At 36.7% G+C, this 23546-nt stretch carries 29 protein-coding genes and 1 rRNA gene; 26 read left to right on the top strand and 4 right to left on the bottom strand.

The genetic code is table 11. The features are described from left to right. The first annotated feature begins 32 nt into the window (after positions 1–32). From rplR to AC5LWL_RS00155, 20 genes are all read left to right on the top strand, one after another. Positions 33–395 carry a 50S ribosomal protein L18 gene (gene rplR / locus AC5LWL_RS00250; RefSeq protein ID WP_493432497.1) on the top strand — a complete coding sequence of 121 codons (363 nt, stop codon included), beginning with the start codon at positions 33–35 and terminating at the stop codon, positions 393–395. Between the two features lie 23 nt (positions 396–418). Continuing rightward, positions 419–919, top strand: a complete 501-nt coding sequence (gene rpsE / locus AC5LWL_RS00245; protein ID WP_493432496.1) for a 30S ribosomal protein S5 — start codon at positions 419–421, stop codon at positions 917–919. 13 nt (positions 920–932) lie between these two features. Next, positions 933–1115: a 50S ribosomal protein L30 gene (rpmD, locus tag AC5LWL_RS00240; RefSeq protein WP_493432495.1), complete on the top strand. Its 183-nt coding sequence runs from the start codon at positions 933–935 to the stop codon at positions 1113–1115. Between the two features lie 32 nt (positions 1116–1147). Beyond that, a complete protein-coding gene (gene rplO, locus AC5LWL_RS00235) occupies positions 1148–1588 on the top strand; it encodes a 50S ribosomal protein L15 (RefSeq protein WP_493432494.1) in 441 nt (146 codons plus the stop codon). Beyond that, the gene (gene secY / locus AC5LWL_RS00230; protein ID WP_493432493.1) at positions 1588–2883 is read left to right on the top strand and encodes a preprotein translocase subunit SecY; all 1296 of its coding nucleotides are present in this window, start codon (positions 1588–1590) and stop codon (positions 2881–2883) included. The genes rplO and secY overlap by 1 nt, the downstream gene beginning before the upstream one ends. A 60-nt stretch (positions 2884–2943) precedes the next feature. Further along, positions 2944–3594 carry an adenylate kinase gene (locus AC5LWL_RS00225; RefSeq protein WP_493432492.1) on the top strand — a complete coding sequence of 217 codons (651 nt, stop codon included), beginning with the start codon at positions 2944–2946 and terminating at the stop codon, positions 3592–3594. Between the two features lie 864 nt (positions 3595–4458). Then, positions 4459–4677: a translation initiation factor IF-1 gene (gene infA, locus AC5LWL_RS00220; RefSeq protein WP_016204578.1), complete on the top strand. Its 219-nt coding sequence runs from the start codon at positions 4459–4461 to the stop codon at positions 4675–4677. 37 nt (positions 4678–4714) lie between these two features. Next, a complete protein-coding gene (gene rpmJ / locus AC5LWL_RS00215; RefSeq protein ID WP_000868344.1) occupies positions 4715–4828 on the top strand; it encodes a 50S ribosomal protein L36 in 114 nt (37 codons plus the stop codon). 22 nt (positions 4829–4850) lie between these two features. Continuing rightward, positions 4851–5216: a 30S ribosomal protein S13 gene (rpsM, locus tag AC5LWL_RS00210; RefSeq protein WP_493432491.1), complete on the top strand. Its 366-nt coding sequence runs from the start codon at positions 4851–4853 to the stop codon at positions 5214–5216. 23 nt (positions 5217–5239) lie between these two features. After that, complete coding sequence (gene rpsK / locus AC5LWL_RS00205) at positions 5240–5629, top strand: 30S ribosomal protein S11 (RefSeq protein ID WP_101176333.1); 390 nt, start codon at positions 5240–5242, stop codon at positions 5627–5629. A 170-nt stretch (positions 5630–5799) separates the two neighbouring features. Further along, entirely contained in the window at positions 5800–6744 is a 945-nt protein-coding gene (locus AC5LWL_RS00200) for a DNA-directed RNA polymerase subunit alpha (RefSeq protein ID WP_493432490.1), read from the top strand. A 61-nt stretch (positions 6745–6805) separates the two neighbouring features. Continuing rightward, positions 6806–7168, top strand: a complete 363-nt coding sequence (gene rplQ / locus AC5LWL_RS00195) for a 50S ribosomal protein L17 (RefSeq protein WP_493432489.1) — start codon at positions 6806–6808, stop codon at positions 7166–7168. A 404-nt stretch (positions 7169–7572) separates the two neighbouring features. Beyond that, positions 7573–8415, top strand: coding sequence for an energy-coupling factor ABC transporter ATP-binding protein (locus tag AC5LWL_RS00190; protein ID WP_493432488.1), 843 nt, complete (start codon positions 7573–7575; stop codon positions 8413–8415). Further along, a complete protein-coding gene (locus tag AC5LWL_RS00185; protein ID WP_493432487.1) occupies positions 8391–9263 on the top strand; it encodes an energy-coupling factor ABC transporter ATP-binding protein in 873 nt (290 codons plus the stop codon). Before AC5LWL_RS00190 ends, AC5LWL_RS00185 begins: the two co-directional genes overlap by 25 nt. Further along, complete coding sequence (locus tag AC5LWL_RS00180) at positions 9260–10057, top strand: energy-coupling factor transporter transmembrane component T family protein (RefSeq protein ID WP_493432486.1); 798 nt, start codon at positions 9260–9262, stop codon at positions 10055–10057. The genes AC5LWL_RS00185 and AC5LWL_RS00180 overlap by 4 nt, the downstream gene beginning before the upstream one ends. Before the next feature lie 12 nt (positions 10058–10069). Then, entirely contained in the window at positions 10070–10807 is a 738-nt protein-coding gene (gene truA, locus AC5LWL_RS00175; RefSeq protein WP_493432485.1) for a tRNA pseudouridine(38-40) synthase TruA, read from the top strand. Positions 10808–11310: 503 nt separating this feature from the next. After that, on the top strand, positions 11311–11748 hold the full coding sequence (gene rplM / locus AC5LWL_RS00170; protein ID WP_493432484.1) for a 50S ribosomal protein L13: 438 nt from the start codon (positions 11311–11313) through the stop codon (positions 11746–11748). 22 nt (positions 11749–11770) lie between these two features. After that, positions 11771–12163, top strand: coding sequence for a 30S ribosomal protein S9 (gene rpsI, locus AC5LWL_RS00165; protein ID WP_493432483.1), 393 nt, complete (start codon positions 11771–11773; stop codon positions 12161–12163). 126 nt (positions 12164–12289) lie between these two features. After that, positions 12290–12784 (top strand): PH domain-containing protein, encoded by a 495-nt coding sequence (locus AC5LWL_RS00160; RefSeq protein ID WP_493432482.1) that lies wholly within the window; start codon positions 12290–12292, stop codon positions 12782–12784. Further along, on the top strand, positions 12781–13104 hold the full coding sequence (locus AC5LWL_RS00155) for a hypothetical protein (RefSeq protein WP_493432481.1): 324 nt from the start codon (positions 12781–12783) through the stop codon (positions 13102–13104). The genes AC5LWL_RS00160 and AC5LWL_RS00155 overlap by 4 nt, the downstream gene beginning before the upstream one ends. On the opposite strand, the gene istB is transcribed toward AC5LWL_RS00155, so the two are convergent. Both istB and istA read right to left on the bottom strand, forming a co-directional pair. Further along, entirely contained in the window at positions 13101–13820 is a 720-nt protein-coding gene (istB, locus tag AC5LWL_RS00150) for an IS21-like element helper ATPase IstB (protein ID WP_493432480.1), read from the bottom strand. The genes AC5LWL_RS00155 and istB overlap by 4 nt on opposite strands. Continuing rightward, positions 13817–15322: an IS21 family transposase gene (gene istA, locus AC5LWL_RS00145; protein WP_493432479.1), complete on the bottom strand. Its 1506-nt coding sequence runs from the start codon at positions 15320–15322 to the stop codon at positions 13817–13819. Before istA ends, istB begins: the two co-directional genes overlap by 4 nt. A 115-nt stretch (positions 15323–15437) precedes the next feature. On the opposite strand from istA, the gene AC5LWL_RS00140 reads away from it, so the two are divergent. The 4 genes from AC5LWL_RS00140 to AC5LWL_RS00125 all read left to right on the top strand — a co-directional run bounded on the left by AC5LWL_RS00140 (position 15438) and on the right by AC5LWL_RS00125 (position 19394). Next, positions 15438–16691 (top strand): PH domain-containing protein, encoded by a 1254-nt coding sequence (locus AC5LWL_RS00140; protein ID WP_493432478.1) that lies wholly within the window; start codon positions 15438–15440, stop codon positions 16689–16691. Positions 16692–16912: 221 nt separating this feature from the next. Then, positions 16913–17353 (top strand): DUF2521 family protein, encoded by a 441-nt coding sequence (locus AC5LWL_RS00135; RefSeq protein WP_493432477.1) that lies wholly within the window; start codon positions 16913–16915, stop codon positions 17351–17353. Between the two features lie 125 nt (positions 17354–17478). Further along, on the top strand, positions 17479–18198 hold the full coding sequence (gene cwlD, locus AC5LWL_RS00130; protein ID WP_493432476.1) for an N-acetylmuramoyl-L-alanine amidase CwlD: 720 nt from the start codon (positions 17479–17481) through the stop codon (positions 18196–18198). A gap of 149 nt (positions 18199–18347) precedes the next feature. Beyond that, a complete protein-coding gene (locus AC5LWL_RS00125; protein WP_493432475.1) occupies positions 18348–19394 on the top strand; it encodes an Mrp/NBP35 family ATP-binding protein in 1047 nt (348 codons plus the stop codon). A gap of 40 nt (positions 19395–19434) precedes the next feature. Here the strand turns inward: AC5LWL_RS00125 and gerD are convergent, their stop codons facing one another. Next, the gene (gerD, locus tag AC5LWL_RS00120) at positions 19435–20010 is read right to left on the bottom strand and encodes a spore germination lipoprotein GerD (RefSeq protein ID WP_493432474.1); all 576 of its coding nucleotides are present in this window, start codon (positions 20008–20010) and stop codon (positions 19435–19437) included. Positions 20011–20254: 244 nt separating this feature from the next. Next, entirely contained in the window at positions 20255–21004 is a 750-nt protein-coding gene (gene pdaB, locus AC5LWL_RS00115) for a polysaccharide deacetylase family sporulation protein PdaB (RefSeq protein WP_493432473.1), read from the bottom strand. 184 nt (positions 21005–21188) lie between these two features. Here pdaB and AC5LWL_RS00110 point away from each other — a divergent pair, with 184 nt between their 5' ends. After that, positions 21189–21425 (top strand): hypothetical protein, encoded by a 237-nt coding sequence (locus AC5LWL_RS00110; RefSeq protein WP_493432472.1) that lies wholly within the window; start codon positions 21189–21191, stop codon positions 21423–21425. Positions 21426–21677: 252 nt separating this feature from the next. Beyond that, positions 21678–23227: ribosomal RNA gene (locus AC5LWL_RS00105) — 16S ribosomal RNA — on the top strand. Positions 23228–23546 lie beyond the last annotated feature (319 nt).

Here is a 23546-nt window from a genome sequence, read left to right as displayed (position 1 = left end):
TGCCGCATAGGTAAACGAAAGGAGTGACCTAAATGATTACGAAAGCTGATAAAAATCAAGTTCGTAAGAGAAGACACGCACGTGTGCGTTCTAAACTTAGCGGAACTGAAGCTCGTCCTCGTTTAAATGTGTTCCGTTCAAACAAACACATTTACGCTCAGCTTATTGATGATGTTCAAGGTGTTACAATCGTTAACGCTTCTACATTAGACAAAGAATTAAACTTAGATTCTGCAAGCAACCTAGATGCTGCTGTTAAGATCGGTGAACTAGTAGCAAAGCGTGCAGTAGAAAAAGGAATTAAATCAGTTGTTTTCGATCGCGGAGGATATTTATATCATGGTCGCGTAAAAGCTTTAGCTGATGCTGCTCGTGAGAACGGCCTAGAATTTTAATAGAAAAGGAGGGACATTAAAAGATGCGTCATATTGATCCAAACAAACTTGAACTAGAAGAACGCGTAGTAACAATTAACCGTGTAGCGAAAGTTGTTAAAGGTGGACGTCGTTTTCGTTTCTCTGCTCTAGTAGTAGTTGGGGACAAAAATGGTAACGTTGGTTTTGGTACTGGTAAAGCACAAGAGGTACCTGATGCAATTCGCAAAGCGGTTGAAGATGCGAAGAAAAATCTAATTGAAGTGCCAATGGTTAGCACAACAATTCCACACCAAGTCATCGGACACTTTGGTGCTGGAGAGATTCTACTTAAACCTGCTTCTGAAGGTACTGGAGTTATTGCTGGTGGACCAGTGCGTGCGGTACTTGAGTTAGCTGGTGTTGCAGATATTCTATCTAAATCTTTAGGTACTAATACACCAATTAACATGGTTCGTGCAACTTTAGACGGTTTAAAACAATTAAAACGTGCTGAAGACGTAGCGAAGTTACGTGGTAAATCAGTAGAAGAACTGTTAGGATAAGGAGGGAAATTAGATGGCAAACAAACTGGAAATTACCCTCACAAAAAGCGTAATTGGTCGTCCACAAGACCAACGCGAAACAGTTAAAGCTTTAGGATTACGTAAGGTAAATCAAACAGTTGAACAACAAGATAATGCTGCAATCCGTGGTATGGTTAATAAAGTATCACATCTTGTTTCTGTTAAAGAAAACTAAAATTCATTCTTCTTCAATAAGGAGGTGCCAATATGAAACTTCATGAATTAAAACCTGCAGAAGGTGCAAGACAAGAACGCAAACGCAAAGGACGCGGTATCGCTTCAGGCAATGGTAAAACTGCTGGTAAAGGTCATAAAGGTCAAAACGCTCGTTCAGGCGGTGGTGTAAGACCTGGATTTGAAGGTGGTCAAACTCCTTTATTCCGTCGTTTACCTAAACGTGGATTTACAAACATCAACCGTAAAGAATATGCAATTGTTAATCTTGATGTACTAAACAAATTTGAAGATGGAGCAGAAATTTCTCCAGAACTTCTTATCGAAACAGGTATTGTAAGTAATGAAAAAGCAGGAATTAAAATTCTTGCTAAAGGCAAAGTTGAGAAAAAGCTTACAGTAAAAGCACATAAATTCTCCTCTGCTGCAAAGGAAGCTATCGAAGCTGCCGGCGGTCAAACTGAGGTGATTTAATGTTTCAGACAATCTCCAATTTTATGCGTGTGGGTGAAATAAGACGTAAGATCATATTCACCCTATTAATGTTGATTATATTTCGTATCGGTACATTTATCCCTGTACCATACGTAAATGCCGATTTTTTACAAGCGCAAGATACCTACAGCGCCTTTGGTATTTTAAATACTTTTGGTGGGGGAGCATTGAAAAACTTTTCAATTCTTGCAATGGGAATTATGCCATATATCACTGCGTCCATTATTGTAAGCTTATTACAAATGGATGTAGTACCAAAGTTTACAGAATGGTCTAAACAAGGTGAAGTTGGCCGACGTAAATTAACTCAGTTTACACGCTACTTTACAATTGTACTAGGATTCATTCAAGCATTTGGAATGTCATATGGTTTTAACAACCTTTCTGGAGGCTCCTTGATTACAAATCCTGGCATTGGTTCCTATCTTGTAATTGCTGTTGTATTAACGGCTGGGACTGCATTTTTAATGTGGTTAGGAGAACTAATTACATCTAAAGGTGTAGGAAATGGTATTTCGATTATTATCTTTGCTGGAATCGCAGCAGGAATTCCATCGATTGCTAACCAGATCTATGCACAGAAATTCGAAAATCCTGGGGATCAACTTTTCATGAGCATTGCAACGCTGCTATTAATAGTAATTGCTGTTGTGGCAATTGTGGTTGGAGTTATATTTATACAGCAAGCCCTAAGAAAAATACCTATCCAGTATGCAAAAAGAATGGTTAATGGAAATAATATGAGTGGCGGTCAATCAACGCATCTGCCGTTAAAAGTTAACTCTGCTGGTGTTATTCCTGTTATCTTCGCCGTTTCATTTTTGGTAACTCCAAGAACGGTTGCTGGATTCTTTGGGCAAAATGATGTGACAAATTGGATAGTAAAGGTATTTGATTATACTCATCCAATTGGAATGATCTTGTACACAATTCTAATTCTTGCATTTACCTACTTTTATGCATTTATTCAAGTAAATCCAGAACAACTGGCTGATAACTTGAAAAAGCAGGGTGGATATATTCCAGGTATTAGACCAGGTAAAAACACGCAAGAATACTTAACACGTGTTCTATACCGTTTAACATTTGTTGGTGCGGTATTTTTAGCTGCGATAGCAATACTTCCTGTTGTTTTTATCCAAATTGCTGATTTACCACAATCAGCTCAAATTGGTGGAACAAGTATTCTAATCGTAGTTGGAGTGGCTTTAGAAACAATGAAGCAACTAGAATCGCAACTGGTTAAACGTCACTATAAAGGGTTTATTAAATAGCATAATTTAGGGGACATATGTCCCTTGAATTATATGTTAACGACTTTAGGGGGAATACGCATGAATTTAGTCTTAATGGGACTCCCTGGTGCAGGTAAAGGTACACAAGCTGAGAAGATTGTCGAGAAGTATGGCATCCCTCACATCTCAACTGGTGATATGTTTCGTGCTGCAATGAAAGATGAAACAGAACTTGGGCTAAAGGCAAAGTCATTTATGGATAAAGGCGAATTAGTACCAGATGAAGTTACTATTGGTATTGTTCGTGAAAGACTTAGTAAGGATGATTGCAAGAAGGGATTTCTTCTTGATGGTTTTCCACGTACAGTTCCACAAGCAGATGCTTTAGAAGGTATTTTGTTTGATTTAGAAAAAAAACTTGATTATGTTATAAATGTTCAAGTTGATCAAGAAATATTAATGGAACGTTTAACGGGTCGCCGCATTTGTAAAAGTTGTGGGGCAACTTATCACTTAGTATTCAATCCTCCTGCAAAACAGGATGTTTGTGATCGCTGTGGTGGAGAATTGTACCAACGTGCTGATGACAATGAAGCAACTGTTAAAAACCGTTTAGAAGTTAATATTAAACAATCACAACCACTACTTGATTTTTATGAATCAAAAGGCTATCTACGCAATGTTGATGGTCAACAAGATATTCAAAAAGTATTTTTAGATCTTGATGAACTACTAAGTAATTTAAAGTAAACACTTTTTCCATACTTTTGCTTAGACTAATCTGAATCTAGCATGGACTTAAATCAGAGTTAACAAATAGAAGAATTGGGATGAAATGGCTAAGGAGTTTATTCCTAAACATGATGCATTTCCTTTTTTCAAAAGGTATAATAATTTTTATGGTTATATCTGTAACAAAATAGTATATTCATGTTTTTAACATGTTTATCTTCGTTAAAAGATTAATCAATTTAGATAATTGGTGCAGAGTATTTTGGATTTCATGGTAACTCCGCTTAATTTGCTTTTTTATCTAGTAGTGAAGAAGGTAACTATTATTCTTTCTATTATGGACATAAGGTATTGTACCAGGTGTGCGTTATCGATAACTCCAATTCAGTTTATATAGATGCGGAATCTAAGTGGCTTTTCAAGTGTAAAAGAGTATGTGTTTACAAAATTAGGGATAGACTCTAGAAGAATGATTCTTCTTCAAACAGTTAATTTCTTCGTATACACCATATTATATGAATCATTTGTAAAGATTCGATACGATCATACATTTGCTAATGCTATATACCGCTTCTTAAAGATCAGATTGTTTCCAACAATTAATTAAGAAACAAGTATTTAACAAAGGCCTATGTTCTGGTAGTTGCATCTTTACACTCTAGCTCAAGTTCGTAAACTTCTACAAATTTATTGTAATTAAAGCGGACGGAATACTTCATTGTATGTTATAATTATTTGGTTGCTGTCAACTGATAATTTAATATATTATATGAACAGTTCAGACTAGTTTGATGTACACCGATCGTGTTACAAACGAAAAGTTGCACTTTACGATAAAGTTAAAGGTGATTTCGTATTTTAAAATGAAGGGAGACAAATTCGATGGCTAAAGACGATGTAATCGAAATTGAAGGCACAATAACTGAAACTTTGCCGAATGCCATGTTTAAAGTAGAATTAGAAAATGGTCATACTGTATTGGCTCACGTTTCTGGTAAAATTCGTATGCATTTTATTCGCATTTTACCTGGTGATAAAGTAACGGTTGAGTTATCTCCATATGACTTAACTCGCGGAAGAATCACTTACCGCTTTAAATAATCTGATTGCACTCCGTACTATCAAGGAGGTTAGGATAATGAAAGTTAGACCATCAGTAAAACCAATCTGCGAAAAATGTAAAGTTATCCGCAGACGTGGGAAAGTTATGGTTATCTGTGAAAACCCTAAACATAAACAAAAACAAGGCTAAAAACAAGGAGGTGCGCATATAGATGGCACGTATTGCTGGTGTGGATATTCCACGTGAAAAGCGTGTAGTAATATCATTAACATACATTTATGGTATCGGAAAAAATACTGCACAGAAAGTATTAGCAGAAGCTGGTGTTTCTGAAAACACTCGTGTTCGTGATTTAACTGAAGATGAGTTAGGTAAAATCCGTGATCTTATTGATAAATTAAAAGTTGAAGGTGATCTTCGTCGTGAAATCTCTCTTAACATCAAACGTTTAATGGAGATTGGATGTTATCGTGGTCTTCGTCACCGCCGTGGTTTACCGGTTCGTGGACAAAATACGAAAAACAACGCTCGTACACGCAAAGGTCCTCGTAAGACTGTAGCTAACAAGAAAAAATAATCAGTAAAGGAGGTACTTTATAAATGGCACGTAAAACTAATACACGTAAACGTCGTGTTAAAAAGAATATAGAAGCAGGTATTGCTCACATTCGTTCAACATTCAATAATACAATTGTTACAATTACTGATGTTCATGGAAATGCGCTTTCTTGGTCAAGTGCTGGAGCTCTTGGATTTAGAGGTTCTCGTAAATCAACTCCATTTGCTGCTCAAATGGCTGCAGAAACAGCTGCAAAGACGTCTATGGAACACGGTATGAAAACTCTTGAAGTAACAGTAAAAGGACCGGGTGCTGGTCGTGAAGCTGCAATCCGTGCACTTCAAGCTGCAGGTCTAGAAGTTACTGCAATCAGAGACGTAACTCCAGTTCCTCATAACGGTTGTCGACCACCTAAACGTCGCCGAGTTTAATTTTTCTGTATAAATTTTGTATCCTTGTCTATAATGGGATATGATTAAAACTTTTAAAGCCCGTACAGAGATTTTATTCCAGTTGTTGTGCACAAACGGGAACGTAAACATGGGGAATTTCGGTTAAGTTTTGACCGGGGTTTCGACGTTTTGAAGGAGGGTATATTTTGATGATCGAAATAGAAAAACCAAAAATCGAAACGGTTGAGATCAACGATGAAGCCAAATACGGAAAATTCGTCGTAGAGCCACTTGAGCGTGGATATGGTACTACTTTGGGTAACTCCTTACGTCGTATTCTATTATCCTCACTCCCTGGTGCCGCTATCACATCCATTCAAATTGATGGGGTACTTCATGAGTTCTCAACAATTGAAGGCGTCGTAGAAGATGTAACATCTATCATATTAAATATCAAAAAACTAGCACTGAAAATCTATTCTGATGATGAAAAAACATTAGAAATTGATATTCAAGGTGAAGGTGTGGTTACTGCTGCAGAAGTTACACATGATAGTGATGTAGAAATACTAAATCCAGATCTTCATATCGCAACATTAGGCTCAAATGGAAATCTTCGTATGCGTTTAACTGCTAAACGTGGACGCGGTTATACTCCTGCCGAGCAAAATAAGCGTGAGGATCAACCTATTGGTGTAATTCCTATTGACTCTATCTATACACCTGTATCTAGAGTGTCTTATCAAGTTGAAAACACTCGTGTTGGTCAATTGACTAATTATGATAAATTAACCTTTGACGTTTGGACTGACGGTAGTACAGGTCCTCAAGATGCTGTTGCACTTGGTGCAAAGATTTTAACGGAGCATTTGAATATCTTCGTTGGTTTAACAGACGAAGCACAAAATGCTGAGATTATGGTAGAAAAAGAAGAAGACCAAAAAGAAAAAGTTCTTGAGATGACGATTGAAGAATTAGATCTATCTGTTCGTTCTTATAACTGCTTAAAACGTGCTGGTATTAATACCGTGCAGGAATTAGCTAATAAAACGGAAGAAGATATGATGAAAGTTCGTAATCTAGGTAGAAAATCTCTTGAAGAAGTTAAACATAAGTTAGAAGAACTTGGTTTAGGCTTAAGAAAAGATGATTGATTAGTATAGCTTTTGATAGCTATACGCTAAATAAATTTTCAACAAAAGGAGGGAATCTCACATGGGTTACAGAAAGTTAGGACGCACTAGCGCACAGCGTAAAGCTATGTTACGTGACTTAACAACAGACTTAATCATCAATGAGCGAATTGAAACAACTGAAGCTCGTGCAAAGGAACTTCGTTCTGTTGTGGAAAAAATGATTACACTTGGTAAACGTGGAGATCTTCATGCACGTCGTCAAGCTGCTGCATATGTACGTCATGAAGTAGCTAACGAAGAAACAAACCAAGATGCAGTTCAAAAATTATTTAGTGATGTTGCTGCTCGTTACACAGAACGCCAAGGCGGATACACTCGTATCATGAAAATGGGACCTCGTCGTGGAGACGGAGCACCAATGGTAATTATCGAGTTAGTTTAATAGACACTTACAAGACAACAAGGGTGCGGGACAGTTTATATTGATATGAAACTTGTTCAAGTGCCCTTTTTCTTTAATTGTTTCTAACACTAACAAGCCACCAAAAGAGTGTTACGATGAGCGTTAAGGTAATTGAATAATTGTTAATGACTCGTCTAGCTCATGCACCTCGTTTATAATGGATAATTATAAATGGAGGTGCGGGCTTTTTTCATGTAATCAAACAGGGAAATGGGTGCTAAGAATGGCGCAGCATAAGATGTATACCGAGGCATAATGAAGAAAACCTAGTATAATAGGAAATGAAAAGATTATAATCTGATAATCTTATGTTAAACCAATTCAAAGCTCGCCCAATTGGCGAGTTTCTTTTTTTATCAAAAGGACATAACTGGAGGGAGTATATGAACCAAGATGTTTTAGTATCCGTAGATAAAGTTTTTTTTCGCTATGAAGGGCAAGAGGATTATGCTTTGGATGATGTTACCTTTAAAGTAAATCAAGGAGAATGGGTAGCTATTGTTGGACATAATGGTTCAGGGAAATCTACACTTGCTAAATTATTAAATGGATTGTACTTTCCTAATGAAGGCACTATTATGATTAATGATATTTTAATTTCTGAAGATACGGTATGGGAAGCGCGTAAGAAACTAGGTATGGTATTTCAAAACCCTGATAATCAATTTGTTGGAACAACTGTTAAGGATGATGTGGCTTTTGGTTTAGAAAACAATGCAGTTCCAAGAGAAGAAATGCTCAAGAGAGTAGAGAGTTCTTTAGAAAAAGTAAAGATGTTATCTTTTCTTGATCAAGAGCCGCACCATCTGTCTGGAGGGCAAAAACAGCGGGTAGCTATAGCTGGGGTCATTGCTTTGCAGCCAGCTATTATCGTTTTGGATGAAGCAACTTCCATGTTAGATCCTCAAGGAAGAGAAGAAGTATTACAATTGATTAAAGAACTGCGTGAACAAAAAAATATGACGATCATTTCTATTACCCATGACTTAGAGGAAGCAGCAAAAGCAGATCGATTAATTATTATGAACAAAGGGAAAGTTTATCGTGAAGGAACACCTGAAGAAATTTTTCAGCTGGACAAAGAACTGGTCTCTATTGGATTGGATATTCCGTTTTCCGTTAAATTAAGAACCGAGCTTCATAATAATGGAATTTCGCTTGAAAAAATATTTTTATCAGAAGAAGAGTTGGTGACAGAGTTATGGACATCTCACTTCAAAAAGTAGATTATCGCTATCAAGAAAATACCCCATTTGAAAGATTGGCGATTCAGGATGTAGATATAAATATTCCAAGTGGAGAATATATGGCTATTATCGGGCATACTGGTTCAGGAAAATCTACTGTACTACAGCATTTAAATGCGTTATTAAGCCCTTCAAAGGGAAAAGTAGTGATTGGAGATAGGATTCTAGAGGCAGGAAAAAAGCATAAACATTTACAAGGCATTCGTCAAAAAGTTGGCATTGTTTTTCAGTTTCCGGAGCAGCAGCTATTTGAAGAAACAGTCGAAAAAGATATTTGTTTTGGACCGATGAATTTTGGCGTTTCGAAAAATCAGGCAAAGCTAAGAGCAAAAAAGGCATTAGCGGAAGTTGGCCTTTCAGAGGAATTTCTGAAAAAATCTCCTTTTGATTTGTCTGGCGGGCAAATGAGAAGAGTGGCAATCGCTGGAGTACTAGCCATGGAACCGGACGTACTTGTATTAGATGAACCAACGGCTGGATTAGATCCAAGAGGAAGAAAAGAAATAATGGATATGTTTTATACCCTTCATCAAAGCAGGAAGCTTTCTACTATATTAGTTACACATAGTATGGAGGATGCTGCTTTATATGCTGATAAAATTGTGATTATGAATAAAGGGAAAGTATATCAGAGGGGAACACCTGAAGAGATTTTTTCCAACACAGAAAACTTATTGAAAATAGGGCTAGATGTTCCAGAAGTAGTAAGGTTTCAACGAAAAATCGAAAAAAGGTTTGGAATAAAGATGAAAACTGTTCATTTTACTATAGATAGTTTTATGAAGGAATTCGTTCACTATTTAAATAGGGGAGAAGATGGCTTATGATGGGTAAAATGCTAATTGGTCGTTTTGTTCCTATGGATTCTACCCTGCATCGAATGGATCCACGTTCCAAGCTAATCATCATTTTTTCCTTTATTTGTGTTGTTTTTCTTGCGAATAATAATTGGACATATATCACATTAATCGGCTATGTATTTTTTATGGTTTTTTTATCTAAAGTTCCAATCAAATTTATTTATAATGGATTAAGGCCAATTCTATGGCTAATTATTTTTACTTTATTTATTCATTTGTTTTTTACTAAAGAAGGAAATGTAGTATTTCATTATGGCTGGATTAAGATTTATGAAGAAGGAATTAGAATGGGTATTCTAATTTCGATTCGATTCTTTTTGCTTATCATTATGACATCTCTTCTGACGTTAACAACAACTCCAATTGAGCTGACTGATGCTATTGAAACATTATTAGGACCTTTAAAGAAGTTTAAACTACCTGTTCATGAGCTTGCTTTAATGATGTCCATTTCTTTACGGTTTATTCCGACATTAATGGATGAAACAGAAAAGATTATGAAGGCGCAAATAGCCAGAGGGGTAGAGTTTTCAAGCGGCTCCATAAAAAATCGCATTAAAGCAATTATTCCTTTATTAATTCCTTTATTCGTCAACTCCTTCAAGCGGGCGGAAGAACTAGCAATCGCCATGGAAGCAAGAGGATATCAAGGCGGAGAGGGAAGAACAAAATACAGGCAATTAATCTGGAAAACGGTAGATACTGTAATGCTTATTCTTCTATTGTTTATTACATGTCTGCTTTTACTACTACGGTCATAATGGAGAAAAAAGATGCAAAGATATAAATGTACAATTAGTTATGATGGGTCTGCCTATTGTGGTTTTCAAATTCAGCCTAAGGATCGTACGGTTCAAGGCGAAATAGAACGAGCATTAATGAAGATTCACAAAGGAACAGAAGTGAAGATTCAAGCCTCTGGCAGAACAGATGCTGGTGTTCATGCAAAGGGACAAGTTATTCACTTTGATTCAGCTTTAGATATCCCGTTAGGAAGATGGGAATTAGCGCTGAATACGCTGCTTCCTCATGATATTGTTGTTTCCTCTGTGGAAGCAGTCAGCAGAGATTTTCATGCGAGATATCATGTAACAGGCAAAGAGTACCGTTATTTTATCCACATGGCCGAGCGCAGAGATCCTTTTAAACGAAATTATGCTTATTATTATCCATATCCATTAAATATTGATGCAATACGAGAAGCGATGAGACATTTTATCGGTGAATATGATTTTACAAGCTTTTGCTCCGCGAAGACAGATAAAGAAGATAAAACAAGGGAAATAACATCGATGGAATTAACACAGGAAGAAGATATGTTAATTTTCAGCTTCAAAGGAAATGGTTTTTTATATAATATGGTTCGTATTATGATTGGAACTCTTTTAGATGTAGGCAGAGGAAAAAGAGACCCACAATCGATTCCTGCTATAATTGAAAAAAAAGACAGACAAGCAGCCGGAAAAACAGCATCTGCTAATGGGTTGTACTTGTGGAAAGTATTTTACTAAAGGCACTGTTAAGTTAAGGCAGAGCTATCCTGAAAAAAGGGTTCCGCAGGTGGAATACACTTCGCTTTCCTGTGGGCGAGCGCCGAGCCGCTTCGTCGCTACGCTCCTGCAGGGTCTCGTCTTTCTCGCTTTCCCACGGGAGTCTTCGTGTATTCCACCTGCTCTGTGCTAAAAATCACTTCTTTTCATGCGCCATGGTGCAAAATTAGTTGCATTGGATATCTACCCTGAAAAGCGGCTTTAGCTTTCTCGAATATTCCGCAGTCAGAATATACTTCGCTTTATTAAACTAGAAATAATGCTTATCTACATTTGTCGAAAGAAAAATTTCATAACAACTAAACCTGGTGTAACATTTCCTTGACATATACTAGTCTAGGATATATCATAATATGGTATGTATTTTAAACCCACATTAAGCCCCGGAACTTAATTGTGTGAACATATAGACGTAACAGAACTTAAAAAACAAATAAAATAATTCAATTTCAGGAGGGAAACTCATGCGTACAACGTTTATGGCTAATTCAAACACTGTTGATCGTAAATGGTACGTTATTGATGCTGAAGGCAAAACTTTAGGTCGTCTTGCTAGTGAAGTGGCATCAATACTACGTGGTAAACATAAACCAACTTTCACACCACATGTGGATACTGGTGATAATGTTATTCTTTTAAATGCTTCAAAAATCGAATTGACTGGTAAAAAATTAACAGACAAAATTTACTACCGTCATACAATGCACCCAGGTGGATTAAGAACAAGAACAGCATTAGAAATGCGCACAAACTACCCAGAAAAAATGCTTGAGCTTGCTATTAAAGGCATGCTTCCAAAAAATTCTCTTGGTCGTCAAATCTTTAAAAAATTACATGTATACGCTGGTAGCGAGCATCCGCACCAAGCACAACAACCAGAAGTTTACGAACTTCGCGGATAATTAATAAAGGGAGGTAAAAGAAATGGCACAGGTTCAATATATCGGTACTGGTCGTCGTAAAAGTTCCGTTGCACGTGTACGTTTAGTTCCAGGCGACGGTCAAATCATCATCAATGGTCGTGAAATCGAAACTTATATTCCATTTGCAGCTTTACGTGAAGTTGTAAAACAACCATTAGTAGCTACTGAAACAACTGGAAGCTACAATATTCTTGTAAATGTAAATGGTGGAGGTTATACTGGTCAAGCTGGAGCTATCCGTCATGGTATCTCACGCGCTTTGCTTCAAGTAGATCCTGAATACCGTCCAACATTAAAACGTGCAGGGTTATTAACTCGTGACGCTCGTATGAAAGAACGTAAAAAATACGGTCTTAAAGGCGCTCGTCGTGCACCTCAGTTCTCAAAACGTTAATTTTACGTTTCAGAAGACTCTCGAACCATTTTGGTTTGGGAGTCTTTTTTATTATTCAGAAAAACTCGAAACTTAATAGATGAATAATCCGTATAAGTAGTCATAAGATTTGGGAGTGAGATATTTATGTTTTCAACTATACCAGCGCCGACGAAGCAAATCTCTAAAGAGGCAGTTAAAGTTTGGCGCATTACAGAAGTAATCACTAACTTAGTGGTATTAATGATTCTAGGTGTTTTATATTATTTAGATTATTATTTCGCGTGGAAAAATTGGATTGGCTGGATTATTATCGCTTTAGTTATTTTCACCATTTTATCTGCCATCTGGGAAATTTTATTAGAACCCATCTTAAAGCAAAAGTATTGGCGGTATGATATAAGTGAAGAATTCGTTCAGTTAAAATCAGGAGCATGGAATGAAAAACACCAATTGATACCAATGACAAAGGTGCAGTCGGTAGAGTTAAATCAGGGCCCTTTTTTACGAAAGTATCATTTATATACCATTAAGATTACTACAATGGGTTCTAGTCATGAAATACCTGCTATTCCAAAGGATGAAGCCTACCAATTAAAAGATCAAATTGCCCACTTTGCAAAAATAAAGGAAGTGGAATGATGATTGGAAGGGCAAGGCGATTACATTATTTTTTTATCCTAATAAAAATGCTTCATTTTATGAAAAGTAATCTTATATTTTTTGTTATTTTATTTGTAAGTAATTTTGGTACAGAGAAACTCTATCTAAAAATATTTCAATTCCTATTTCTAATTTATATCGGTGTAGGAATACTATTTATTATCGTGAACTGGATAACCTATCGTTATAGCATCAGTGATACGGTTATACAAATAAAATCAGGAGTATTAATGTATTTGGCAAGCAAAAAATGCATAGAACGGCAATTAAAAATGTTACCACTTGCCAACGGAATTTAACTCTGTACGATTGATTCTTTATAGCGATAACTATCGCCGTTAAATACAATTAAATGAGAATGATGAATGAGTCGATCAATGACTGCTTCCGTTAAAATGGGATCTCCAAATACATGATTCCATTGACCAAACTGTAGGTTAGTAGTGATAATGATACTTTTTGTTTCATAACACATGGAAATAACCTGAAATAATAATTCTGCTCCTTGTTTATGCAAGGGGATATAACCTAACTCATCTAGGATTAAAAGATCTAACTTTTCTATTTGCTTAAAAAGCTTATTGAGATTTCCTTTTTCATTTGCTTCTAATAATTTATTGACTAATGAGGCTACTGTAAAGAACTTAATAGACTTGCCATACTTTTGTATGGCATTCAGTCCAATAAGTGTCGATAAGTAGGTTTTACCCGTCCCGACCCCACCATAAAAAATTAGATTTTCTTGCTGTTCTATGAACTCTCCATTTAATAAATCATCTTTGTTCAGTCCTTGAGTAAGGACAATATCCTTCCAATTAAAAGGATTTCTACCTACTTTAGGGAGGGTTGCTTGTGTAAGTAGTAGATTCATCTTACGTTCTTCACGTTGCTCTATTTCTTTTTCAAAGAGCTGAAGTAGGTACTTTTCATTTGTCTCTGCTTCGACCTCGTGATAATGTTCTCTTATCCAACTCAATTTCAACCGTCTGGCGAACTCCTGAATCTGTGTGTTCAATTTAATCCAGCTCCTTTCAGAAGCTGATCATAATGCTGTAGTCCTCTAGATGCTTCTGGCATACTTGGTAATGTCTTTGGAAGCTGTATTTCTTCTCGAATTCCTCGACCATTGATGAGCTGATAGAATATTTGTTTAATCGATTCTACGGATGGGTGACCATGCTCTGATGCTATGCTTAGAGCTTCTGTGATTCTGTTAAAATCATATTCTTTTAATACCATTGCCAATAATCTTAAAGCCTCTGACTTTTCAGATTGTGTACAGGAATGAAAATATATTTGCCATTCAGTTGGAAGTTGATCATAGAAACTAGTATATTTGAGTGCCAAAGGACGTTTGGCCATTAAGTTTAAGTATGGTTGCCATTTCATTGACTTTCTGTATTGTCCATACAATCTAGAATGGCTTACTACCAATTGATGATCCTCTGTAAGGATATCAACCTTATCGTATGAAATTCTTACCAAGACCTTATTTAACGCAAACCTAGGTGAGGTAGAATATAGGTTTTTATCTAACTTTATGTATCCATACTTATCAGCTTTCAAAGATTCGTATCTAATACATTGGTACTCCTTACTTGGTGGAACTAACCAAGCTTTTCGTTCATCCTCATATAATTCTGAAATAAAAGATTCCTTTTCATAATGCTTTCGTATTCGATCTTTTTCGGCTTTTTCCCATAAAGTCTTATTAAGTTCATCTAAATCAAGCACATGTAGGCCAGGGAGTAAAAAATTGTTTCTAACATATTTCACCATTGCCTCTACATGGCCTTTTTCATTGCCACTGTTAGGGTTACAAAATTCACACTCAAAACCATAGTGAAGAACGAAGTTTTGAAACTCCTCTGTTAATTGCCGTTCGCCATTTGGCAATACCTTCTTTACGGCAGCTGAAAGATTATCAAATCGTATGTTTTTTGGAACTCCTTCCATATGGTGAAAAATACGCTTTAATCCTTCTAGAAAACACTCTCTATTTTGAGAAGGGAATACTTGAAAATAAAAAGCATTACTGTAGGGATAAGATAAAACTAGATAAGGTAAAGTAATCTGTTCCCCATGATAATTGAATGGAGCTTCCCCAAAGTCCACTTGTGCTGAACCGGGCTTATTTTCCAATGGTAAAGCTGCTTGACTTGCTTCATTTAAAAATTCTCTTTTACGCTTGGAGACGTAATATCGAACCGTTCGATCTGATCCATTAAAATCGAATTCCTCTTTCAATTGTTCCCACATTCTCTTTGCAGTTCTACGAAACTTCTTTTTTTGTTTAAAATCCTCTAATATCCATTCATCCAAAATATGTTTGACTGGATCAATCACAGGAGAAGGTCTATCTTGTTTTCCTTTAATCTCCGGACTAAAGTCTTCCTGTTCTGCATATTTTTTAACTGTTCTTGAATCTCTTCCTATTCTTTGTGCAATATCTGAGTAGTTACTATCTTTTTTGTTTGCTTCATGTCTGATATAATTAATCTCGGCCACTGCCAACATCTCCTTAATACCTCCTGCGCTTGTTTGTCCCAACAGGAAGTGTATGTGTATTTTGGAATGTTGACAAGTGGTTTTTTTAATTTATGCAGTGTCCTCCGGACACTGCATAAATTAATTGCCATACCCTACATATTTAGTTTGCCATAAACAATTAACAAAGTCTTATCGCACGGTTGCTTTAAATAAAATCCAAAATATTCAAAGACGGACAACTATTTTACATAGAATGGGGAGAGCTACTTCCCTTACTTTAGAGACTGGGGAAACAAGTGATGAAAGTTCTATTTCCTTTGTTGCTATATCGGAGAAAGAGGCAGACTGGATTGAGAGGTCTATTAATGGAAATCAAGATATTCTCGAGAAAGTGGTGAAGGAGGAAATGGAAGGAAATGAAAACGATAAGGAAAGGATAATCCATTTTAAAGCAGTAAAAAAAGATTTAATTAGAGCTTCATTTACTTCTTTAAGTTTTCTAGCGATAATCCCCTTTTTCTCCACTGTTTATTTTCATATCGATGATGTTTTTCGTTTAGATACGATCACAGAAGATATAGTACATATAGTTTTCCGTTATTGGTGGGTTATCTTTCTTGTATTTGTTGTATTTCTAATTGCAGGAATATTGTTCGGTATAGTACGCACCTTTTGGAAGTATGGTAATTATGAAATATCTTCTGATGCCAATAAGATTTATATAAAGAAAGGCTTAGTAGAAGAAATATCTTTCTCTATTTTAAAAGAGAAAGTACAGGCGATTGAAATAAAGCAAACGCTCATGAAGAGGCTGCTTCGTATTACAGAGGTGAAGTTAATAAGTGCGGGTGATACAGGAGAGAGTGAATTAGAAACCAATTCTTTGTATCCGTTTTTACCGAATAAAAGGGCATACGAGATAATTCATGAATTACTGCCAGAGTATGAAGTAGAACAGGTAATGGAAAGGCTCTCTAAAAAGGCTTTAATTGCACGCTTAGTACGTCCTAGTTATTTATGGATTGTAGCGACGCTGGCTATTATGTACTTTTGGCCGTCCTTTTGGTATGTTTCAGTTATTATCTTTATTTTCATGTATTTGCATCGTGTTTTGGATTTTCTTCATAGTGGATATGTAATAAATAATGAATTTATCCAAATAAAAAAAGGTAGTTTTAGTACCACTATGTTTATGACAAAAAGAAAAAAAGTTATAGAAATCGAAGTATTATGCACAAAGTGGCAGAGGTTTTTTGGTCTTGCAACCATAGACTTGATAAATCGTTCGAAGCCGATTATACATACTAACATAAAAGATATCCCTCTTCATAAAGCAGCTTCCTTTTATACTTGGTATCAAAAACGAATAAAAGAAATATCGACAAAATTAGAGTAATCCTCGGCGTGAGCTTGGTCTGTCACGAGTATTCGTCTTTTATGTTTTTTTTGTCCCTGAACTATCAGGGGCTTTTTTTAAAGCTTCCTAATTAATTGGAAGTTATCTCAGATTTACAATAATCTAAATAATCATCTATATATTGGATGTTAAAAATGGTTTGTAACTGGTATTACTCCTAAAGGTTAGTTAAAAACTAATTTTAAGGGGTGAGAAATAAAGTGACCGTTATAACAAACTTTGATGAAAAAAAAAGAGAAAAACAAATGAAATATGAAAGATCGGTTCTGAGGGAAATTTCTATAAAAAATTTAAAAGAAAAAGTGGCCCGTTATTTTGGTTCATCTAATTTAACTTCGAATATAATTATGGATACAGGAATAGAAGAGGCTTGTTATGATGTCGCAATTGAAGCTTATCTGCTTGGCGCGAATTTTAGCAAATTTAGCAATTATGGAGAAAGCAAAGAAATGATTAAGAATAGGTGTTATGAAGAAGATAAACATTTAAAGGATACTCTCTTTCATTTTCTGCTTTATTGGGGAAGTGAAGAAAGCAGTAAAAATGAGTCACTCTTCTATTTATGCGAGCAATTTGTAGATGAATGGTGGAAAGAAGGATTTACAAAAGCAAACAAAAGAAGAAAGTTAAGGCTACATTAGATGTTGTTTAGCCGGTTATAAAGAACAGAAATTAGCGTCGATAAATTGTTTTATATCAGGTTCTAAAATATCCCCTTGTCCCATATAGTATTGTTAAGGACGGGCAGGGGGGACTGACTAGAACAGTGAATAAAAAAATTAAAATAGGCATATTTACAATAGGATTAGTACTCCTATTTTTCATTTTACAATACGATTTTTCAAATGATGACTCTTGGGATGCGTGGAACCTTCCGTTAACTGGAAAGATTATTGTGATTGATCCAGGACATGGAGGACCTGATGGTGGAGCAGGAGACGATGAGGTATTAGAAAAGGATATAGCATTGAAGGTTTCTCTTAAAATCCGTGATTATTTACAAGAGCAAGGAGCCTTGGTCATTATGACGAGAGAAGAAGATAAAGATCTAGCGGATGAGAATACAAAAGGTTATCGTAGTCGAAAGGTAGAGGATTTGAAAGAACGGTTGAATATTATTAATAACTCTGATGCAGATTTATTTCTAAGTGTTCACTTAAATGCTATTCCTTCTTCAAAGTGGAGCGGTGCGCAAACATTCTATGCTCCTCATATAAAAGAAAATGAAGATGCAGCAAAGTTTATTCAAGATGAATTAATTGAAAATTTAGAGAATACGACTAGGAAAGCAAAACCATTAGGTAGTGTATATATATTAAAATATGCTAAAAAACCTGGTGCTTTAGTTGAAATTGGTTTTTTATCCAATCCTACAGAGAAGTTGAAATTAATGGATGATCAGTATCAAAATAAAATAGCTGCATCTGTATATAAAGGGATTAATCGGTATTTTTCAGATGAAGAGCCTATAAAAGATGAAGAATAAAAGGACGCAAATACTTCCTTTTATCAGGTATATATTCCCGGGAAATAATTCATGGAAAGAAAAGCTATTGTTGGTTCAGAGGGAATAGTAGAAAGGCAACCCCTAAATTTTTTATGTTATACTATTTGTAAAATGATAGGGGGATTATCATGATAACAAAAGATGAAATAGAGTTGATACTTGAAAAAATGATTGATCCTTTTTTACATAAAACCTTATTGGAATTGAATTCTATTAAAGATATTAAAAGGTATGAAGAAAAAGGGCATGTAAGCATTAAAGTCGCTGTTGCCAAATTAGGTTCTCCTGCTCAGTTGGAGTTGCAAGAGCAAATTGTTTCTATGCTTAAAGAGAAGGGGGTAGAAAGTGTAGGGCTAAGATTTACTGAACTTTCAGGTAGATTAGTGGAAGAGATATTGGAAGAGGGAAAGAAAGCGTCTAAGCAACTGCCTGTTTATCTTGCAATTGCGAGCGGAAAAGGCGGTGTAGGCAAATCCACTGTATCTGTAAACATTGGTGTATCTCTCGCAAGATTAGGAAAAAGAGTAGGCATACTTGATGCAGACATATATGGATTTAGTATTCCTGATATGATGGGGATCTCTGCACGTCCAGCAGTAGATAAGGAAAAAATCATTCCTGTTGAACGATTTGGTGTAAAAGTGATGTCCATGGGATTTTTTGTTGAAGATAATGCGCCTGTTATTTGGAGAGGGCCAATGCTTGGAAAAATGTTAGCTAATTTTCTTGGAGAAGTAGATTGGGGAGAATTAGATTATTTGATCTTGGACTTGCCACCTGGGACAGGGGATATTGCTCTAGATGTACATTCCATGCTTCCGTCCAGTAAAGAAATCATTGTGACTACCCCTCATCCTACAGCTGCATTTGTTGCGGCAAGGGCTGGGGCGATGGCATTAAAAACAGAGCATGAAATTATAGGTGTAATTGAAAATATGTCTTATTTCCAAAGTAAGGAAACAGGCAATAAAGAGTATGTTTTTGGAAAAGGTGGCGGAAATAAGTTAGCTGGAGATTTGGATGTTCCTTTGCTAGGGCAATTGCCTTTAGCACAGCCAAATTGGGATACAGATGATTTTGCGCCATCTGTTTATCAGGAAACGGATTCTTTAGCGGGTAAATATAAAGAAATAGCTGAAAAAATAGTAGCAGCATTAGATAATAAAGAGAACTAGTCACATGACTAGTTCTTTTTTACTGATAAAAAAAGCAGTTTTATGATTTGCTGCTAGTTCCCCCTTGATTAGAAGAGGCCTCTTTCGCTGCTTTATCTAATAGATCTTGAAATTTTGTCTTAAATGATGGGGTATCCATTGTTTCTTTTAAGATATTTTCTAGGTGCTCTCTATACTCGGTGCTCTTCAGAATTTTCTTCACTTCTGATTCCATTTCAGGATCTTGTAAAAGCTCTACCATCATTTTTCTGTATTCAGGATCTTTCATTAGAGATTTTAACAGCTTTTCATTTTCGGTTTTCATGCTTTTAGCCATTGTCTCTGCAAACTTAGGGTCTTTAAAATTTTCTTTCCAGAAATCTGCTGCTTTATCCGAAATTAACGTTTTTTCAATGGTATCATTGATCGATTTTTCGTTCATAATTAAATTTTGTTTAATTTCTTCATCGCCAATAACATCTCGAATCGCTTTTTTTCCATCATCCGTTTTTAATATATCAACAATCATTTTTTTTGTTTGTTCATAATCCATTTGTTGAGAAGCGGAATCGCTATCAGAACAGCCGCTTAAAACAAAAGTGGCTAAAAGTAGGATGACAATACTCTTTCTCAGCATAAAATCTTTGCTCCTTTCATGAAATATCACCTATTAAGTAGAATGTTGTTTTTTGACTGATATTATTCCTGTTAAGTTATTTTATATTAAGTTTTATCGTCCAACTTCATCAGCATAGAAATAAAAAGAAAATGCCTATCATAGGCTAATCGTCTATTTGGTGTATAGCGTCTCTTTTTTATCATAAAAAAATGCAAAAGATTATGTAACTAATCTTTTGCATGGGAAAGAGTGGAATGAATGTTCAATTGATTTCTTGTGATTTTGATTGTGCATTAGATAGCATTTCAGAAACAGAGACAAATTTTGAATGTTTGCCTTTTAAGCGTTCAATAATAGCTGGAAGTGCTTTTGCTGTTTGTTTTGCAGAATCTGAGGCATGTAGTAGAATAATATCGCCTTTTTTGGCCGAAGAAATATTTTTAATGATTTTATCTACACCTGGATTTGTCCAATCTTTAGAATCGATGCTCCAATGTACGAGTGTATAGTTATATTGATTTGCTATGTTTAATGTTTCTTGATTAAAGTGACCAGTTGGAGCTCTTGCAAGAGAAATATCTTTAATATTTAATTTTTCAAATGCAGTTTTCGCCTTAGACAGGTCTTGTGTAATTTTCTCTTCTTTTATTTCAGAATAATCAACATAATCATATCCAAGAATCCCTATTTCGTGCCCATCCTTTATAATTCTATTTACAGTATCTGGGTGTCGTTCTGCCCAAGAGCCAGCTAGAAAAAAGGTGGCTGTTACTTTTTCTTGTTTTAAAGTATCAAGTATAGGTTCTGCCTTCTCATCTCCCCATCCAATGTTAAAGGTAAGGGCAATTCCTTTTTCACCTTTATAAACTGCTTTTGGCCCATCCTTTGCCGAAAAAACAGGTACTTGTACGATATTCTCCATATACAAAAACCATGCTGTGAAAAATGAAACAACTATTATTAATGCAAATTGTTTTAAGGATTTTCCGTTAAGTACATAAAAGATATTCATCTATTTCTCACCTCGTCCCATTTTATGAAGTAAAATCAAGGAAAATTACAAAAAAATCATAATCCATGAGATTATGGCAATAATACAGAAAGTTGAATAGAAAAAATGAATATTGAATCTAATGAGAGAAAGGAATTTTCTTAGGAAACTGTTTAAATTCGTATTGCACCAGGGAGGAACAAATGTGATTGGATTATTACTAAATCAAACGGAAGTAAAGGAAGTAGAATATTTAATCAAACGAGAGTTAGATGAGATCATATTTGATCTTAATGATGAAAGAATAGATAAAAGTGTAAAAAAGGCGATGATGGAAAGGTACCAAGAACTATTTTCTTTGTTAAAAAGAGTAGCCCCTCCGAAAGTATGTTTACAATACATAATTAGGAATAAAAAATATTTAGATAAAAAAATGAAATAATATATTGACTTATATTTCTTAACTTGGTATATTAATAAGCGTCACTTCGACGCGAATTTAATTTTTTAAAAAAAGTTATTGACTTAAATTAAGTTGATGTGATATTATAATAAAGTTGCTTCTAACAACAGCAACAAATTGCTCTTTGAAAACTGAACAAACAAAACGTCAACAATAAACGTTTATAACTAAGTTATAGACACAACAAGCAACAAAAAAAGCTAGAGTTTAGCAATGAGCTAATCTTACTCTTATATGGAGAGTTTGATCCTGGCTCAGGACGAACGCTGGCGGCGTGCCTAATACATGCAAGTCGAGCGGACTTAAAAAGCTTGCTTTTTAAGTTAGCGGCGGACGGGTGAGTAACACGTGGGCAACCTGCCTGTAAGACTGGGATAACTTCGGGAAACCGGAGCTAATACCGGATAATCCTTTTCTACTCATGTAGGAAAGCTGAAAGACGGTTTACGCTGTCACTTACAGATGGGCCCGCGGCGCATTAGCTAGTTGGTGAGGTAACGGCTCACCAAGGCAACGATGCGTAGCCGACCTGAGAGGGTGATCGGCCACACTGGGACTGAGACACGGCCCAGACTCCTACGGGAGGCAGCAGTAGGGAATCTTCCGCAATGGACGAAAGTCTGACGGAGCAACGCCGCGTGAGTGATGAAGGTTTTCGGATCGTAAAACTCTGTTGTTAGGGAAGAACAAGTACGAGAGTAACTGCTCGTACCTTGACGGTACCTAACCAGAAAGCCACGGCTAACTACGTGCCAGCAGCCGCGGTAATACGTAGGTGGCAAGCGTTGTCCGGAATTATTGGGCGTAAAGCGCGCGCAGGCGGTCCTTTAAGTCTGATGTGAAAGCCCACGGCTCAACCGTGGAGGGTCATTGGAAACTGGGGGACTTGAGTGCAGAAGAGAAGAGTGGAATTCCACGTGTAGCGGTGAAATGCATAGAGATGTGGAGGAACACCAGTGGCGAAGGCGACTCTTTGGTCTGTAACTGACGCTGAGGCGCGAAAGCGTGGGGAGCAAACAGGATTAGATACCCTGGTAGTCCACGCCGTAAACGATGAGTGCTAAGTGTTAGAGGGTTTCCGCCCTTTAGTGCTGCAGCAAACGCATTAAGCACTCCGCCTGGGGAGTACGGCCGCAAGGCTGAAACTCAAAGGAATTGACGGGGGCCCGCACAAGCGGTGGAGCATGTGGTTTAATTCGAAGCAACGCGAAGAACCTTACCAGGTCTTGACATCCTCTGACACTCCTAGAGATAGGACGTTCCCCTTCGGGGGACAGAGTGACAGGTGGTGCATGGTTGTCGTCAGCTCGTGTCGTGAGATGTTGGGTTAAGTCCCGCAACGAGCGCAACCCTTGATCTTAGTTGCCAGCATTTAGTTGGGCACTCTAAGGTGACTGCCGGTGACAAACCGGAGGAAGGTGGGGATGACGTCAAATCATCATGCCCCTTATGACCTGGGCTACACACGTGCTACAATGGATGGTACAAAGGGCAGCAAAACCGCGAGGTCAAGCCAATCCCATAAAACCATTCTCAGTTCGGATTGTAGGCTGCAACTCGCCTACATGAAGCTGGAATCGCTAGTAATCGCGGATCAGCATGCCGCGGTGAATACGTTCCCGGGCCTTGTACACACCGCCCGTCACACCACGAGAGTTTGTAACACCCGAAGTCGGTGGGGTAACACTTATGTGAGCCAGCCGCCTAAGGTGGGATAGATGATTGGGGTGAAGTCGTAACAAGGTAGCCGTATCGGAAGGTGCGGCTGGATCACCTCCTTTCTAAGGAAAATGGAATGTACATTCCATCACAGATTGTTGACGAGTTTGTTGTTCAGTTTTGAGGGAGCAATTCCTCAAAGTAGGTTGAAGTTAATTTTCAGCCGTTATAGGATGGAAAGAAACGAACAGGTCAAGGAAGCGACCGAACGAGCACCGGAGCGTACAAAGGTACGTGAGGAGCAGAGTGAGAGAGCTGACGAAGAGATGTGAAGTTTATTTTCAACCGTAAATTGTTCCTTGAAAACTAGATTATGTAAGAACCAAGAAAGAAACCGAGTAATCGCCATCTTAGATTCTCTATTTATAGAGTATCAAATTG

Source organism: Niallia sp. WK069_GA_01 (assembly GCF_983173855.1).
Note: the sequence above shows the minus strand (reverse complement) of the source record. Positions and strands in the feature narration are given on the sequence as shown.

Excerpts from the sequence above, each read along its gene's own strand:
- rplR (WP_493432497.1), top strand. The coding sequence starts at position 33 with ATGATTACGAAAGCTGATAAAAATCAAGTTCGTAAGAGAAGACACGCA.
- rpsE (WP_493432496.1), top strand. The coding sequence starts at position 419 with ATGCGTCATATTGATCCAAACAAACTTGAACTAGAAGAACGCGTAGTA.
- rpmD (WP_493432495.1), top strand. The coding sequence starts at position 933 with ATGGCAAACAAACTGGAAATTACCCTCACAAAAAGCGTAATTGGTCGT.
- rplO (WP_493432494.1), top strand. The coding sequence starts at position 1,148 with ATGAAACTTCATGAATTAAAACCTGCAGAAGGTGCAAGACAAGAACGC.
- secY (WP_493432493.1), top strand. The coding sequence starts at position 1,588 with ATGTTTCAGACAATCTCCAATTTTATGCGTGTGGGTGAAATAAGACGT.
- AC5LWL_RS00225 (WP_493432492.1), top strand. The coding sequence starts at position 2,944 with ATGAATTTAGTCTTAATGGGACTCCCTGGTGCAGGTAAAGGTACACAA.
- infA (WP_016204578.1), top strand. The coding sequence starts at position 4,459 with ATGGCTAAAGACGATGTAATCGAAATTGAAGGCACAATAACTGAAACT.
- rpmJ (WP_000868344.1), top strand. The coding sequence starts at position 4,715 with ATGAAAGTTAGACCATCAGTAAAACCAATCTGCGAAAAATGTAAAGTT.
- rpsM (WP_493432491.1), top strand. The coding sequence starts at position 4,851 with ATGGCACGTATTGCTGGTGTGGATATTCCACGTGAAAAGCGTGTAGTA.
- rpsK (WP_101176333.1), top strand. The coding sequence starts at position 5,240 with ATGGCACGTAAAACTAATACACGTAAACGTCGTGTTAAAAAGAATATA.
- AC5LWL_RS00200 (WP_493432490.1), top strand. The coding sequence starts at position 5,800 with ATGATCGAAATAGAAAAACCAAAAATCGAAACGGTTGAGATCAACGAT.
- rplQ (WP_493432489.1), top strand. The coding sequence starts at position 6,806 with ATGGGTTACAGAAAGTTAGGACGCACTAGCGCACAGCGTAAAGCTATG.
- AC5LWL_RS00190 (WP_493432488.1), top strand. The coding sequence starts at position 7,573 with ATGAACCAAGATGTTTTAGTATCCGTAGATAAAGTTTTTTTTCGCTAT.
- AC5LWL_RS00185 (WP_493432487.1), top strand. The coding sequence starts at position 8,391 with ATGGACATCTCACTTCAAAAAGTAGATTATCGCTATCAAGAAAATACC.
- AC5LWL_RS00180 (WP_493432486.1), top strand. The coding sequence starts at position 9,260 with ATGATGGGTAAAATGCTAATTGGTCGTTTTGTTCCTATGGATTCTACC.
- truA (WP_493432485.1), top strand. The coding sequence starts at position 10,070 with ATGCAAAGATATAAATGTACAATTAGTTATGATGGGTCTGCCTATTGT.
- rplM (WP_493432484.1), top strand. The coding sequence starts at position 11,311 with ATGCGTACAACGTTTATGGCTAATTCAAACACTGTTGATCGTAAATGG.
- rpsI (WP_493432483.1), top strand. The coding sequence starts at position 11,771 with ATGGCACAGGTTCAATATATCGGTACTGGTCGTCGTAAAAGTTCCGTT.
- AC5LWL_RS00160 (WP_493432482.1), top strand. The coding sequence starts at position 12,290 with ATGTTTTCAACTATACCAGCGCCGACGAAGCAAATCTCTAAAGAGGCA.
- AC5LWL_RS00155 (WP_493432481.1), top strand. The coding sequence starts at position 12,781 with ATGATGATTGGAAGGGCAAGGCGATTACATTATTTTTTTATCCTAATA.
- istA (WP_493432479.1), bottom strand. The coding sequence starts at position 15,322 with ATGTTGGCAGTGGCCGAGATTAATTATATCAGACATGAAGCAAACAAA.
- AC5LWL_RS00125 (WP_493432475.1), top strand. The coding sequence starts at position 18,348 with ATGATAACAAAAGATGAAATAGAGTTGATACTTGAAAAAATGATTGAT.
- gerD (WP_493432474.1), bottom strand. The coding sequence starts at position 20,010 with ATGCTGAGAAAGAGTATTGTCATCCTACTTTTAGCCACTTTTGTTTTA.
- pdaB (WP_493432473.1), bottom strand. The coding sequence starts at position 21,004 with ATGAATATCTTTTATGTACTTAACGGAAAATCCTTAAAACAATTTGCA.